This window comes from Streptomyces sp. TRM64462, from assembly GCF_013362995.1.
GTDB lineage: Bacteria > Actinomycetota > Actinomycetes > Streptomycetales > Streptomycetaceae > Streptomyces.
This window is the reverse complement of sequence record NZ_JABWDV010000378.1, coordinates 1-15004: the sequence shown is the minus strand read 5'-3', so window position 1 is coordinate 15004 and position 15004 is coordinate 1. Positions and strand designations below refer to the sequence as shown.

The window sequence follows — 15004 nt, the reverse complement described above, 5'->3', positions numbered from 1 at the left end:
TGAACAGTCCTACGGTGGTGGTGGCTCCGAGCGCGGCGGCGATGCGCAGCACCATCCGCCGCCCCGAAGGCATCTGGTCCTTTTTCATGACCAATGCTCCGCACGGGCGACGCCCGATTCGGCGCGCGACACCGGGCGCACGGCACGAATGCACTCGTTGGGAGGAGCGGCGGAAGCGGCCGCCAGGACACGACCCGTGGCCATGACCTAGTGGCGGCGGACCAGCGGGAAGGGGAGGGTCTCGCGGATCGTCAGACCGGTGAGGAACATGACGAGCCGGTCGACGCCGATGCCGAGCCCGCCGGTGGGGGGCATGGCGTACTCCAGGGCGTCCAGGAAGTCCTCGTCCAGCTCCATGGCCTCGGGGTCGCCGCCCGCGGCCAGCAGGGACTGCGCGGTGAGCCGGCGGCGCTGCTCGACGGGGTCGGTCAGCTCGGAGTAGGCGGTGCCCAGTTCCGTGCCGAAGGCGACGAGGTCCCAGCGTTCCGCGAGCCGCGGGTCCCGGCGGTGCTGTCGCGTGAGCGGGGACACGTCGGTCGGGAAGTCCTTGTAGAAGGTGGGCAGCACGGTGCGTTCCTCGACGAGCCGCTCGTACATCTCCAGGACGACGTCGCCGCGCGTGTCCTCGGGCGTGTGGGGCACGCCCGCGGTGTCGCAGAGGGCGCGCAGCGCGTCCTCGTCCGTGCCGGGGCCGACCTCCTCGCCGAGCGCGTCGGAGATCGCCCCGTACACCGTCTTCACGGGCCAGGTGCCGGAGATGTCGTACTCGTGGACGCGCCCGTCCGCGTCGGTCTTCCGGACGACGGGGAGGCCGGACGCGGCGGTCGCGGCGCTCTGGACGAGTTCGCGGGTCAGGTCGAGCATCACGTCGTAGTCGGCGTGCGCCTGGTAGGCCTCCAGCATCGTGAACTCGGGGTTGTGCTTGTAGGAGACGCCTTCGTTTCTGAAGGTGCGGCCCATCTCGAAGACCTTCTCCAGGCCGCCGACGCAGAGCCGCTTCAGATACAGCTCGGGCGCGATGCGCAGGTAGAGGTCGAGGTCGTAGGCGTTGATGTGGGTGGTGAACGGGCGGGCGTTGGCGCCGCCGTGGATCTGCTGGAGCATCGGGGTCTCGACCTCCAGGTAGCCACGGTCCAGGAGGCCCTGGCGCAGCGCCTGCACGGCGGCGGAGCGTGCCCGTACGACGTCGCGGGCGGCGGGGCGCGACACGAGGTCCAGGTAGCGGCGGCGGACCCGGGCCTCGGGGTCCGCGAGGCCGCGCCGCTTGTCGGGCAGCGGGCGCAGGCACTTGCCGGTGAGCTGCCAGGCCGTGACCAGGACGGAGAGTTCGCCCGTCGCGCTGGTGCCGATCTCGCCGGTGGCCGTGACGTGGTCGCCGAAGTCGACGTCGGCGGTGAACCGGCCGAGTACGCCGGCCCCGGAGCCGTCCCGGGTGAACAGCAGCTGGAGGTCGCCCGACCAGTCGCGCAGCACGGCGAAGACGACACCGCCGAGGTCGCGCACGACCATGACGCGCCCGGCGACGGTGACGGTCCGTCCGGTGCGGGCGCCGGGCCCGAGGTCCGGGTGCGCGGCGCGGATCGCGGCGAGGGTGCTGGTGGGGCGCGGGGCGCCCACGGGGTACGGGTCGGTGCCGTCGGCCTGGAGCCGCTCCAGCTTGCGGTGGCGGACGCGGACCTGTTCGGGAGGGCGGCGCTCCGGCGCGGCCCGCAGTGTGTCGGGCCCGGCCAGGCCGAGCGCGTCGATGGGTGGCAGGCCCTCGGTGGTGGCGGGCTTGGTGCCGGGTCCGGGGCGGCGCCCCTTGCCCCACAGGGAGCGCAGGCTCGGCACGGAGACGAACCCCTCGGCGATGCCGGAGGCGAGTCCGATCCGGGCGAGCGCCCCGGCGTCGCCGTAGCAGAGGAAGCGCGGGTACCACTGGGGCTGGTATTTGACGTTGGAGCGGTACAGGGCCTCCAGCTGCCACCAGCGGGAGAAGAACAGCAGCAGCCGGCGCCAGACGCGCAGGACGGGTCCGGCGCCGATGCGGGCGCCCTCCTCGAAGGCCGAGCGGAACACGGCGAAGTTGAGGGAGATCCGGCGGATACCGAGTTTGGGGGCGTACGCGCACAGCTCGGCGACCATGAACTCCATGACGCCGTTGGGCGCGTTCCGGTCGCGCCGCATGAGGTCCAGCGAGATGCCGTCGCGGCCCCAGGGGACGAACGACAGCAGGGCGATCAGCTCGCCCGACGCGTCGAACGCCTCGACCATCAGGCAGTCCCCGTCGGCCGGATCGCCCAGCCGGTCGAGTGCCATGGAGAAGCCGCGCTCGGTCTCGGTGTCGCGCCAGGCGTCGGCGCGGTCGACGATGCGCCGCATCTCCTCGTCGCCGAGGGCGGCGTGGCGGCGGATCTTGGTGGTGGCGCCGGAGCGCCGCAGCCGGCTGACGGCCTGCCGGGTCACCCTCATCTCGCGGCCGTCCAGGTCGAAGCGGGCCACGTGGAGGATGGCCTCGTCGCCCAGCTGGATGGCGCCCAGACCGGAGCGGGCGTAGGCGCGCGCACCCTCCTCCGAGGCGCCCATGACGGCGGGCGCCCAGGCGTAGCGGCGGGCGACGTCGAGCCACGCCTCGACGGCGGGCGTCCAGGCGGCGGGGTCGCCCACCGGGTCGCCGCTGGCGAGGCACACCCCGGCCTCGACCCGGTAGGTGACGGCGGCCCGGCCGCTGGGCGAGAAGACCACCGCCTTGTCGCGGCGCGTGGCGAAGTAGCCGAGCGAGTCCTGTGAGCCGTACGCGCCGAGCAGCGCGCGGAGGCGGGACTCCTCGTCGTCGTGGAGGGCGGCCTCCATGCGCTGGGAGCGGAACAGGGTGGCCGCGGCGCCGAGCAGGGCGAGGGCCCCGAACAGCCCGAGGAGGAAGAACAGCGGACGGGGCGGCGCCCCGTCGAAGTTCTCCCCCGCGACCAGGCCACCGAGAACCCGGTTGGCCGCCCATGCCAGCCGCTGCCCGCGCGGGACGGTGCCGGGGAAGACCTCGACGAGCGCCCAGCCCAGGGCGATGCCCGCGGCGGCCCCCAGGAGCAGCACTCGCAGGGCGCGCCACCAGGCACCGTGGCGGGTCTGGGCGGAGAACTCCCCGCGGGCCATGACAAGGACGGTCAGCGCGGCCACGCACAGCACCAGGTTGGCGGTCCACGACCAGTCGGCCGCGAACACCACGAGCAGCACGTCGGCGAGGAGCAGCAGGGACACGTAGGCGACGACGAGCCACCACGCGACCCGTTTGCGGGCGCCGACGGCCGCGGCGAGGAGCAGCAGGAAGACGGCGTACGCGAGGTTGGCGCTGACCGGGACGGTGACCCGGTCCAGGAACCAGGCGAGGGGTCGCAGCAGGCCGCGCAGCGGGGGGATGAGCGCGAGGACGGCGGAGAACAGCCCGAGGGCGCCGAAGAAGGCGGCGAACGCGTCCGGCACCCGGCCGAGCAGCCAGTGGTGGCGGGCAGACGCGGACGGGGTGCGGGTCCGGGTGCGGGACCGCTCCTCGCTGACACTCATGCCCCGACTCTAGGAACGAACCGGGCGTACCGCCTGTCGGGACGCCGGCACCTGTCAGCAGGCCGACGGCTCGGCCCTCACCCCGGCAGACGACGGTTCGCGGCACCCGGGCCTGCCGACAGGGCACGCCGGGACGCTGAGGCCGCAGACGGCAGACGCCAGGCTGGACGTCAACGCCCCCGCAGCCGGCGCGGGCCGGACGGCAGGGCGCTTCAGCGGGCCCGGCCCGGACAGCAGCGCGCACCGGCGGGAGCGGCCCGCACAGCAGCGCGCATCAGCGGGCCCGGCCCGGACAGCAGCGCGCACCCGCGGGAGCGATCCGCACCCGGCGTGAGCGGCCCGCACAGCAGCGCGCATCAGCGGGCCCGGTCCGCACAGCAGCGCGCACCGGCGGGAGCGGGTCACGGCGCCGCGCTCACGGGCGGGACGCCCAACCCGACGTGAGTGCCCCGGCGGCGCGCGGTCGGCGGGTGCGCGCCGTGTCGCCCCGGGCGTCACGCCGGTGCGCCGCCGGCGGCGTCCTCGGGCGTCGTGCCGTCCAGGCCCGCGAGTTTGCCGTGCAGTTCGTCGACGGCCGGGTGGCCCATGCCCTCGGCGATGCGCAGCGCCTGCCGCCACACCGTCCGCGCGGCGTCGCGGTCGTGGGCGGCGAGCCGGGTGTCGCCCAGGTGGTTGAGGATCTCCGTCTCGCCGTACCGGTCGCCGAAGCCGCGCACGAGGCCGAGGGCGCGTTCGTAGCAGCTGATCGCCTCGGCGTACTGGGAGAGGTGGTGATGGGCGTAGCCGAGGCTGTCCCAGGCCCCCGCCTCGGCGTGGAGGTCGCCGATCTCCTGGTTGAGGGCCACGGCCTGGGTGCAGTGGTCGAGTGAGGACCGGTGGTCGCCGAGCAGGGCGCGGAGCCAGCCGGCGTTGTTGAGGGCCAGGGCCTGTCCGGGCAGGTGCCCGGCCTTCCGGTAGAGCGCCAGGGCCTGTTCGTTGTGGTGGAGGGAGTCCCTGCGGCGGCCCTGCCGGTCGCGCACCCAGCCCAGACCTCGGTGGGTGTGGGCCTCGCTGACCGGATCGTCGATGCGCCGGTACAGGTCCAGGGCGTGCAGGAAGTGGGCGTAGCCGTCGTCCAGCCGTCCCGTCTGGGTGTGGACGCTGCCCAGGCTGCGGTGGGCGCCGGCCTGCCAGGACAAGTTGCCGAGCCGCCGCGCCGCCAGCAGGGCGGTGTGCTGGGTGGCGGCCCAGTCGTGCCAGTGGCCCCGGTAGTCGAAGAAGGTCTCCAGGGACCTGGCGAGCTGCCAGACGTGGGTGTCGAAGCGGTGTTCGACGGCGAGGTCGACGGCGCCGAGCAGTACGGCGTGCTCGGCGGTGAACCAGGCGAGCGCCGCGTCATGGTCCGGCACCTCCTCGGGGACGACGTCCGGCCGGGGGCCGCCAGGCGGGACGTGGTCGCGGTGCGGGTCGAGCCGCCCTGCGGCCGCGTGGGCGGTGTGCAGCCAGGAGTCCAGCAGGCGGTGGCACGCGGCGTGCCGGTCGGCCGCCGGCAGGGCGGAGGCCCGTTCGCCGGCGTACAGGCGGGTCAGGTCGTGCATGCGGTAGCGGCCCGGTACGTGTTCCTGGACGAGGTGGGCGGCCTGGAGCCGGCGGAGGAGGACGCGCGCCCGCGGCGCGGGGAGGGCGGTGAGGGCGGCGACGGCGGGCACAGCGATGTCGGGGCCGGATGTGAGGCCGAGCAGCGCGAACACCTCGGCGGTGGCAGGGTCAAGGGCGTGGTACGAGGAGGAGAACACCGCGCGCAGGTCGGCGGCGACGTCGCCGGTGTCCAGGGCGTCGAGCCGGCCGGCGGCCTCCCGTACCTCCTCGGCGAGGGCGGACAGTGGCAGCTCCGGGTCGGCGGCCGCGCGGGCGGCCAGGATGCCTATGGCCAGGGGCAGTCCGGCGCAGTGCCTCAGCAGGGAGGCGACAGCCTCGGGTTCGGCGTCGGTGCGGCGGCGGCCGAGGTGCCGGACGAGGAGTTCCCGTGCCTCGGCCTCGATGAGGACGTCGAGGCCGAGCATCCCGGCGCCGTGCGTGGCTGCGAGCCCGGTGAGCCGATTGCGGCTGGTGATGAGCACGGTGCAGGTGGGACTGCCGGGGAGCAGGGGCACCACCTGGGCACTGTCGCGGATGTCGTCGAGCACGATCAGCATCCGCCGGCCGGCCGTCAGGCTCCGGTACAGCCCGGCCTGCCCGTCCAGGTCGGCGGGGATCCGCGCGGGATCGGCGCCGAGCGCGTCGAGGAAGCCGCGGACGGCGGCACCGGGCGGCACCGGATCGGCGGAGGGGTCGAAGCCGCGCAGGTCGGCGTAGAGCTGGCCGTCGGGGAAGCGACGCAGGTGGTGGTGCGCCCAGTGCAGGGCGAGCCAGGTCTTGCCGACGCCGCCGGCGCCGCCGATCGCGGAGATCACCACGGTGCCGGTGCTCTCGGCAGGGCTCAGCAGTTCGTCGAGCCGGGCCAGTTCGCGGACGCGGCCGGTGAACCTGCGGGGCGGACCGGGCAGTTGCCGGGGTACGGGCCGGTGCGCGGTCCCGCTGTGCCGACCGGCCGGCGCGGTTCCGCTGCCGGGCGCCTGGTCCCGGGACGGGATGGGGGCGCCTTCGGCGGCCTCCGGTGGAGCGAGGGCCGGGTCGTTGGTGAGGATCTGCCGGTGGAGGGTCCGCAGGCGGGGACCGGGATCGGCGCCCAGCTCCTCCGCGAGCCGCTCCCGCAGCTCCTGGTAGCGGGTCAGGGCGTCGGCCGCCCGCCCGCTGCGGTACAGCGCGAGCATGAGCTGTCCGGCCAGGCGCTCGTCGAGCGGATGCTCATCGACGGCGGTGGACAGTTCGGCCGGCAGCTCTCCGTGGCGGCCGAGGCGGAGCCGGACATCGTTGTGGTCGAGCACCACGGTGAAACGCTCGTGCCGCAGCTCCTCACGCAGCGAGGCGAACCACGGGGTGTCGCACAGCGCGAACGGCTCGCCCGTCCACAGCCCGAGGGCCTGCTCGAACAGTGCGGCCGCGGCGGCCGGTTCACCGGCGGCGCGGGCGCGCGCGGCAAGGGTACGGAAGTGGTGCAGGTCGATGGACCGGGCGTCGGCGACCAGGGCGTAGCCGCCCGAGTGGCGGACGATCGACGCGTCCTGCCCGGCGGGCGCCAGGGCCTTCCGTAAGCGGGACAGGTAGCCGTACAGCGTCTCCCTGACCCGCTGCGGCGCGTGGTCCCCCCACACCCGCTCGACCAACCGGTCCACCGGCACCGCGTGCGGCGCCTCGACCAGCAGGACGGCCAGCACCGACCTCTGCCGTGCGTGCCCCAGCTCCAGGCCCAGGCCGTCCACGGACGCGACGACGTCCCTCAGCACACAGAACTCCACCGGCATCGGAACTCCCCCTCACAACCCCCCGAGTACTGGGCACCCACGGTGCCGAAGCGACGCTCCAGGGCCAATTCCCGATCAGGCCAAGATCCGTCCGGGACCAGCCAGACACCGGCCCGGCACACCCCTCCCGACCAGCTATTCCAGGTTTCTCCAAGGTTCGCCCCAGGCCACGCGGCGACTGTGGGAATCGCCCCGGTCCTCCGCGCCGCGGACCCGGGGCGGTCCGGAGAACGGCCGAGGAGAGACCGAGGAGAGAAGGAGACCGAGATGACCGGCAAGCTGGAGTCCCTGGGGAGCGCGCTGCTCTCGCTGTTCGTGCCCAAGGCCGAGGCGTCCGCCGCGGCACAGGGCTGCTACCTCACCTGCCTGCGCGGCTACTGGCACGACTGCTGCGACATGGGCGGCGGCAACTACTGGTGCGACAAGTCGCTCAGCCGCTGCTGATTCCGCGTCACGACCGTACGACCGTCGTTCCGTGCGGCCCGCTCGTCCGGGGCCGCACGGGCGGCGACCGGAGGACTTCACATGCACAGTCTCGACATCGCCGCCCGCTGTGTGCTCGGAACGATATTTCTCGTCTCGTCCACCGCGAAGACGGCCGGACGGGGCGCGTTCGGCGCGTTCGCCGCGTCGCTGCCGGGTCTGGTCCGGGTGGCGCCTCGCGCGGCCAGGCCCCTGGCGGCCCTGGTGGTGGCCGCCGAGTTCACCGTGTGCGTCCTGCTCGCGGTGCCGGTTCCGGTGGCCGGTCGCGCCGGTCACGCCGCGGCCGCCGCGCTGCTGCTGGCCTTCGCCGCCGTGATCGGCGCCGGGCTTCGGCGGGGCGGGGGCGCCGAGTGCCGTTGCTTCGGCCGGGGGGCGCTGCCGCTGCGGCCTCGGCACCTCGTACGCAACGTGCTGCTCGCCGCGGCCGCGCTCACCGGCGCGGCGGTCACCGGTGCGGCCGCCCGCTCCCCGGGGGCGGGCGGGGCCGCCCTCGCGGCCGGGGTGGGGGTGACGGTGGGCGTGCTGGTCACCCAACTCGACGCGCTGACCGAGCTCTTCGCTCCAGCCTCACGAAGGCCGGACGCGACCCGACACGAAGGGAAGTCCCATGCCCGTCCTGACCGCCGTCGTGGTGCTGATCGGCCTGATCGGCGCCCTCAACCTGGTACTCATGCTCGGCGTGATCAAGCGGCTGCGTGAGCACGCCGAACTCATCGGGCGGGGCGCCGGACGGGGGGCGGCGCCCACCCTCGACGTGGGCGAGCCGGTGGGCGCGTTCACGGTGACCACCGTCGACGGCGACACCGTGGACACCGACCACCTGGCCGTCGGCGCGCTGATCGGCTTCTTCTCTCCGCGCTGCCGTCCGTGCCGGGAGAAGCTCCCCGACTTCGTCCGCCACGCCGGTACGGTTCCGGGGGGCCGCCGGCGGGTGCTGGCGGTCGTCGTCGGCGACGAGGAGGAGGCCGCCGCCGACGTGGCCGCGCTGGAGGGCGTGGCCCGTGTCGTGCGGGAGCCCGAGGACGGCCCCCTCGGCACGGCGTTCCGCACCCGCGCCTACCCGACGGTCCTGCGTGTCGCCGCGGGCTCCGATGGTCGCGTACGGGTCACGGACAACCACGTCGACCTCACTCACCCGGCCGAGGTCACGGCGTGACGGGCACACACCGCCGCGACGACGGGGACGCGGAGGGGCACATGCCCCGGCCCGTGGGTGACGGGATCTCCGAGGTGCACCTGCCCCGGTCGGCGGGCGCGGACCACGCCGGTGCGCGAAAAGAGGCGGACACATCAGGCCGCACCGCGGCCCCGCAGCAAGGGCCGGACACAGCGGGCCGCGCCCAGCACCTACAGGAAGAGGCGGACACGTCGCAGCATGCCGGGAGCCCTCCGGAAGGGCCAGGCGCACGGAACCGCACCGAAGACCCGCGCCAAGGGACAGGCGCGTCGGGCCACTCCGGCGGCCCAGGGGAAGGGAGCACGTCGGGGCGTGCCCGGGGGGTACGGGCGGGTGGGGACGCACGTCGGTCTCGGGGGGACGGGGGTGCGGAGGGCGGCGGACGGCGGCGCGACGGGTGGCGGGTCGGGGTGCGGCGGCTGGGGGCGGCGTGTGCGCTGGCCGGGCGGGCGGCGCCCGGGCACCTGGGCGGCTATCTGCTGCTGACCACCGTCGTCGGTGCCCTGCCCGTGGTCACCGCCTGGCTCACCAAGGCGCTCGTGGACCGGCTGGCGGCGGGCGAGGCGCGGGGCACGCTGCCGGTGCTCGCGGCGGGGCTCGCCGTCGCGGGGATCGTGGCGACGGTCACGCCGCAGCTCACGCAGTACCTGCGGGCCGAGTTGGGTCGTGCGGTCGGGCTCCTGGCGCAGGACCGGCTGTTCACGGCGACCGAGCGCTTCACGGGGCTCGGCCGCTTCGAGGATCCGCGGTTCCTCGACCGGCTGCGGCTCGCGCAGCAGTCGGGCCACAGCGCCCCGACGCAGGTGGTGGACGGCGTCGTGGGCCTGACGCGGGCGGCCGTCACCATCGGCGGCTTCCTCGGCTCGCTGCTCGTGGTCAACGGCTGGCTGGCTGCTCTCGTCCTGGTGTCGGGCGTGCCGACACTGGTCGCGGAGATCGCGCTGTCACGGGGCCGCGCCCGGATGTTCTGGGCGATCGGCCCGGCCGAGCGGCGGGAGGTGTTCTACAGCCATCTGCTGTGCGGGGTGGAGGCGGCGAAGGAGATACGCCTCTTCGGGACGGGCGGGTTCCTGAGGGCCCGGATGCTGGGCGAGCGGCGCGCGGCCGACGCGGCCAAGCGGGCCGTCGACCGCCGGCAGGTCCGCGTCCAGTCGGGCCTGGGCCTGCTGGCGGCGGGCGTGTCGGGCGCCGCGCTCATCTGGGCGATCGGGGCGGCGGCGTCCGGCAGGATCACGGCCGGCGACGTGATCGTGCTCGCGGCGGCCGTGGTGGGCGTGCAGACCGCCCTCACCTCACTGGCCGCGGAGGTCGCCCGGTCCCACGAGGCGCTGCTGCTGTTCGGTCACTACGCGACCGTCACCGCCCTGGGGCCGGACCTGCCCCGGTCGTCACCGCCCGCGCCCCTTCCGCCGCTCCGCGACGCGATCGAGCTGCGGGACGTCTGGTTCCGCTACTCCCCGGACCACCCCTGGGTGCTGCGGGGCGTCAGTCTCCGTATCCCGTACGGCCATTCCCTGGCCCTGGTGGGGCTGAACGGCTCGGGCAAGTCCACGCTGGTCAAGCTGCTGTGCCGGTTCTACGACCCGACGCACGGCCGGATCCTGTGGGACGGCACGGACATCCGTACCGTCGACCCGGCCGAGCTGCGCCGGTCCATCGGGGCCGTCTTCCAGGACTTCATGCAGTACCACCTCACCGCCGCCGAGAACATCGGGCTCGGCGACCTCGACGCGCTCGGCGACCGGGAGCGCGTCGTCCGGTCCGCGCGGCGGGCCGGGGTCCACGACACGCTCGCCGCGCTGCCGCACGGCTACGACACGCTGTTGTCCCGGGTGTTCTTCGCGGAGACGGACCGGGACGATCCGTCGAGCGGAGTCGCGCTGTCCGGCGGACAGGCCCAGCGTGTCGCCATCGCCCGCGCCTTCCTGCGCGACCGGCGGGAGCTGATGATCCTCGACGAACCCTCCGCGGGCCTCGACCCGGAGGCCGAGCACGAGATCCACGCGTCGCTGCGCCGGCACCGGCAGGGACGTACGAGCCTGCTCATCACGCACCGGCTGGGGGCCGTGCGGGACGCCGACCACATCGTCGTACTGCGGGACGGGCGTGTCGCCGAGGAGGGCGACCACGACACGCTGGCCGCCGCTGGGGGCTTCTACGCCCGGCTCTTCGGGGTTCAGGCCGAGGGCTACCACCCGTCCGCCACAGCCGGTTCCCGTGGAGCGGGGCGATGACGACCCCGGCCCCGCCGCCGCGCGCGAGCCTGGCCTTCGAGCACGGCCGGCGCCGCCGCACCCGGCGCGCGCGGTGGGCGGGAGCGCTGCTCACGACGGCCGGAAGCCTCGGGGCGGCCGGGGCTCTGTGGTGGGCGGGCGCGCCGGGTGCCGCCCTGGCCGCCTCGGCGCCCGCCGCGCTGTCGGCCCTCGGCCTGGTGCTGTCCCCGCTGCTGCGACGCCGGTTCGCGTACGTCACCGTCCTCGGCCCCAGCATGGAGCCGCGTTTCCGGCACGGCGACCGGGTCCTGGTCCACCGGCTGCGGCGCCCCCGGATCGGTCAGGTGGTGGTGGCCGAGCGGCCGGACCGCCCGGCCTTCTGGGCCCTCCCGCCCGTGGCCGGTGCGGCCGGCTCGCAGGAGGTGGGCGGTAGACGGTGGCTGATCAAACGGGTCACGGCCCGGCTCCCGGGGCCGCGCGGACTGCTGGTGCTGATCGGCGACAACCACGCGAACAGTATGGACTCCGTCCAGCTCGGCGGCTTCCCGCCGGACCGTGTCCTCGGTGTGGTGGTGGCACACCACCGCGGGGACCGCTGAACGCGCCCGGACGGGCGGGGCGACCGGGCCGCCCCGAGGTACCTAACGGCCCATGACGAGGCCGTCGGCGGCGGCGCCGCGGCTCAGGACCGCCCGGCTGATGCGGTCCCGTACGGAGGTGAGGGCGGTGTCGCCCGCCTCGATGGCGGCGTTCAGGTCGACGACGCGGTTGCTGCCGGTGTTGTACCACTGCGGGAGGTACTCGGCGCGGGTGACCTGCCAGCGGCCGCCGGACGCCGGGGGCGGGCTGAAGGTGAACCGGGCGATGGTGCCCTCGTTGCCGCGCGGGTCGTAGGCGCGGGAGTGGTTGACCATGATCCCGGCGATCTGGTCGCCCATGCCGTAGACGACCCAGGTGCCGTTGACCTTCTCGTACGCCTGGGGGACGTGGGCGTGGGTGCCGATGATCAGGTCGATGTCGCGGCGCCCGTCGGTGGTGGCCGCGGTGAGCGACCGGCCGAGGGTGAGCTGCTGCCGGTCGGGGGCGGTCTGCCACTCGGTGCCCCAGTGGAGGCTGACGACGACGATGTCGGCTCCGGCCTCGCGGGCGGCCCGGGCGTCGCTGAGGACGCGGCTCTCGTCGATGAGGTTGACCGACCAGGGCCGGTCGGCGGGCACGGGGATGCCGTTGGTGCCGTAGGTGTAGGCGAGGTGGGCGACCTTCGCCCCGCCGGCCTCCAGGAGCGTGGGCGTCACCGCCTCCCGGGCGGTGCGGGCCGAACCGGCGTGCTTGACGCCTGCCTTGTCGAGGTGGTCGAGGGTGCGGCGGATGCCGTCGGGGCCGGCGTCGAGGGTGTGGTTGGAGGCGGTGGAGCAGGAGTCGTAGCCGGTGGCGGCGAGTGCGGCGGCGATCTGGGGCGGTGAGGTGAAGGAGGGGTAGCCGGTGAAGGGGCCGCCGTCCTTGCCGTACACGGTCTCCATGTGGCAGATGGCCAGGTCGGCGCCGGAGATGACGGGGGCGACGCCGGCCAGCATCGGGCGGAAGTCGTAGCCGTCGCCGCCCGCGTCGGCCTGTGCCTGCCGGATGACCGACTCGTGCGGGAGTACGTCGCCGGTGGCGGCGAGCGTGAACGGGCGTGTGCCCGGCGACGCGCCGCCGGCCGACGCGGGCGGCACAGGGGCCCCGCCGGGTGGCGGCTCGGGTCCCGAGCAGGCGGCGGCCGTCGCGAGGGCGCAGAGCAGGGCGGTGGCGACCGCGGTGCGCCGGGGGACGCGGCAGGCGATGCGGGAAGGGACACGGGAGGAGACGCGGGAGGGCGTGCGGGGTCGCGTGAGAGCCATAGGGGATGGATAACTCACCCCCTAGCAAAAAGCGGAAAATCCGACAAATTCCCCGGAATGGCGTCAACCGCAGGGGCCGGCCGTCCGCCGCGCCGTTCACCGCACCATTCGCCGCTCGGTGCGACCGCTCGCCGCACACAGCGGTGCGCCGCCTGTCCCCACGGCCCCGAATGCGTTCGTATACGGCTCGTGGTTCGTTGAGCGCCGGGGAAAGGGTGTGAACGATGACGACTGCGACCACCGACGAGCGGACTCTGGAGGAGCTTCAGCGGGAACACGGACCCGCGCTGCTCAGCTTCCTCCAGAGCCTGACGTACGGGGACCAGCAGCGCGCCGAGGACCTGCTCCAGGAGACCCTCGTCCGCGCGTGGCAGCACCCGGAGGCCTTCGAGGCGCCGTACGAGTCGATGCGGCCGTGGCTGTTCACCGTGGGGCGGCGCCTGGCGATCGACGCCCGGCGGTCCCGGATGGCCCGCCCTACGGAGATCGGCGACGGCGTGCTCGCCACGACGCCCGACCCGGCGGACGCCACCGAGTCGGCGGTCGCCGCGCTGGACGTGCGGGCCGCGGTGCGGGAGCTGAGCCCCCAGCACCGGGACGTGCTGGAGCGGATCTACTTCGACGGGCTGACGGTGAACGAGGCGGCGGAGGAGCTGGGCATACCGGCGGGGACGGTCAAGTCGCGCTCGTACTACGCGCTGCGCGCCCTCGGACGCTACCTGCCGGGCTACAGGTCCGCCGGGTCCGCCCGTACCGGCCGTCCCTGAGGCCCCGGGGAATGTGTTCCTTCCCGTGCGTAACGGCGCGGACAGGAACGTATGCGAAACCACACCGTGAAGTTGTGCAAAGAGCGGCCGCGGGCCCCGCCTCAGGTGGAGGCTCGTGTCAAGGGTGCGTGGCCGAGTTACGCGCGGAAGAACGTCCGGGAGAAGGTGGGAACGTTGCGGCCCGAGAGCACGAACGGCACCGGCGGGGGCGGCCTGGCCGTCCCGATGGACTGGCTGTGTGCCGAGTACCTGGCCGATGAGCTGCTGAGGGCGGGCGGTCTCGTCGAGACCGGCTCCCTCGAATACGTGGCGGGCCGCCGGACGCTCGCCCTGACGATCTATCTGAGCGACGGCGCGGCACCCGAGGAGCAGCTCGACGAGTGGCTGGACCGCACCTCGTACGACCATCCCTGGCAGGACTGGGTACGGGAGCGGCTGACCGCGCGGCGCAAGCGCGACGGCGACGGCGAACCGGGCGTGGCCCTGGCGCTGGAGACGTGGCGGCTCCTGGAGGAGACCCAGCTGCTGGCCACCGACCTGGGCGCCCTGCCGCCCTCACCGGCGGCCGGGGTCATGGTCGACGAGTCGGCGCAGGTGTGGCTGCCGTCGTGGCGACTGGGCCTGCCGCTGGGCCACTTGGCGCTGCACCTGTACTGACCCGGTGCCGGGCGGCGCCGCGCCGCGCGGGCCGGAAACGCACTGTTGCCGGGCCCCGGTGGCCCCGGTCATGCTGGGTGCGGCCCGGCCGGCACCGGCCGGCAACGGCTCGGCCGGTACCGGGGGTGGTGGTCCTGATGGTCGCGGTGCCCGCGCGGGGCGGGGTGACCATGGGCGTCGAGGAGGAGTTCCTGCTCGTCGACACGGCCGACGGCCGCCCGGTGGGCGGCTGCGACGACGTCCTGGACGCGGACCGGCGACGCCACCGGCCGGGGCACGGCCCCGGAGCGGGACAGGAGCTCCAGCGGGAGCTGCTGGCGAGCATGGTGGAGACGGCCAGCGGCGTGTGCACCGACCTGGCGCGGCTGCGGGCCGAGTTGACGGTGTCCCGGGCGCGGCTGGCCGAGGCGGCGGGCAAGTCGGGCGTGCGCCCGCTCGCGAGCGGTACGGCCCCGATGGCGGCACCGGCCCGCACGGTGAGCCCCACGCGGCACTACCGGCAGATGGCCCGGCTCTACGGGCGGCTCACCGACGAGACGGAGACCTGCGGCTGCCACGTCCATGTCGGAGTGCCCGACCGTGAGGCGGCGGTGGCCGTCCTGAACCATCTGCGGCCCTGGTTACCGGTGCTGCTGGCGCTGTCGGCCAACTCGCCCTACCACCAGGGCGTGGACACCGGGCACGCGAGCTGGCGGACGCTGGTGCTGTCGCGCTGGCCGACCCACCAGATCCCGCCGTACTTCGAGTCGGCCGGCCACTACGACCGTACGGTGGCGGAGCTGCGGCAGGCGGGGGTGCTGCCGGCGCGGGCCACCAACGCGTACTGGTTCGCGCGCCCTTCGTACCGGCTGCCGACTGTCGAGGTGCGGGTCGCGGACGTGACGCCCAGCGTGGACGAGGCCGTGCT

At 74.6% G+C, this 15004-nt stretch carries 11 protein-coding genes; 8 read left to right on the top strand and 3 right to left on the bottom strand.

Annotated elements, in window-relative coordinates:
* Nucleotides 1-207 precede the first annotated feature (207 nt).
* Both lysX and HTZ82_RS21455 read right to left on the bottom strand, forming a co-directional pair.
* Nucleotides 208-3537, bottom strand: coding sequence for a bifunctional lysylphosphatidylglycerol synthetase/lysine--tRNA ligase LysX (gene lysX, locus HTZ82_RS21460; RefSeq protein WP_175411075.1), 3330 nt, complete (start codon nt 3535-3537; stop codon nt 208-210).
* 494 nt (nt 3538-4031) lie between these two features.
* Entirely contained in the window at nt 4032-6920 is a 2889-nt protein-coding gene (locus HTZ82_RS21455) for a BTAD domain-containing putative transcriptional regulator (RefSeq protein ID WP_175411074.1), read from the bottom strand.
* Between the two features lie 267 nt (nt 6921-7187).
* Between HTZ82_RS21455 and HTZ82_RS21450 the strand changes: the two genes are divergently transcribed.
* The 5 genes from HTZ82_RS21450 (at nt 7188) to HTZ82_RS21430 (ending at nt 11392) form a co-directional block, all read left to right on the top strand.
* Nucleotides 7188-7364, top strand: a complete 177-nt coding sequence (locus HTZ82_RS21450) for a hypothetical protein (RefSeq protein ID WP_175411073.1) — start codon at nt 7188-7190, stop codon at nt 7362-7364.
* A gap of 81 nt (nt 7365-7445) precedes the next feature.
* Nucleotides 7446-8102 (top strand): MauE/DoxX family redox-associated membrane protein, encoded by a 657-nt coding sequence (locus HTZ82_RS21445; RefSeq protein WP_175411072.1) that lies wholly within the window; start codon nt 7446-7448, stop codon nt 8100-8102.
* Nucleotides 8011-8559 (top strand): hypothetical protein, encoded by a 549-nt coding sequence (locus HTZ82_RS21440; protein WP_175411071.1) that lies wholly within the window; start codon nt 8011-8013, stop codon nt 8557-8559. The genes HTZ82_RS21445 and HTZ82_RS21440 overlap by 92 nt, the downstream gene beginning before the upstream one ends.
* A gap of 431 nt (nt 8560-8990) precedes the next feature.
* On the top strand, nt 8991-10814 hold the full coding sequence (locus HTZ82_RS21435; protein ID WP_309235607.1) for an ABC transporter ATP-binding protein: 1824 nt from the start codon (nt 8991-8993) through the stop codon (nt 10812-10814).
* On the top strand, nt 10811-11392 hold the full coding sequence (locus tag HTZ82_RS21430; RefSeq protein WP_175411070.1) for a S26 family signal peptidase: 582 nt from the start codon (nt 10811-10813) through the stop codon (nt 11390-11392). The genes HTZ82_RS21435 and HTZ82_RS21430 overlap by 4 nt, the downstream gene beginning before the upstream one ends.
* Before the next feature lie 42 nt (nt 11393-11434).
* On the opposite strand, the gene HTZ82_RS21425 is transcribed toward HTZ82_RS21430, so the two are convergent.
* On the bottom strand, nt 11435-12673 hold the full coding sequence (locus HTZ82_RS21425; RefSeq protein WP_175411069.1) for a CapA family protein: 1239 nt from the start codon (nt 12671-12673) through the stop codon (nt 11435-11437).
* Nucleotides 12674-12897: 224 nt separating this feature from the next.
* On the opposite strand from HTZ82_RS21425, the gene HTZ82_RS21420 reads away from it, so the two are divergent.
* The 3 genes from HTZ82_RS21420 to HTZ82_RS21410 all read left to right on the top strand — a co-directional run.
* Nucleotides 12898-13440 (top strand): sigma-70 family RNA polymerase sigma factor, encoded by a 543-nt coding sequence (locus tag HTZ82_RS21420; protein ID WP_175411068.1) that lies wholly within the window; start codon nt 12898-12900, stop codon nt 13438-13440.
* A 174-nt stretch (nt 13441-13614) separates the two neighbouring features.
* Nucleotides 13615-14097, top strand: a complete 483-nt coding sequence (locus HTZ82_RS21415; RefSeq protein WP_175411067.1) for a hypothetical protein — start codon at nt 13615-13617, stop codon at nt 14095-14097.
* A 137-nt stretch (nt 14098-14234) separates the two neighbouring features.
* The coding region (locus HTZ82_RS21410; protein WP_217624413.1) for a YbdK family carboxylate-amine ligase at nt 14235-15004 on the top strand (770 nt) is incomplete at its 3' end.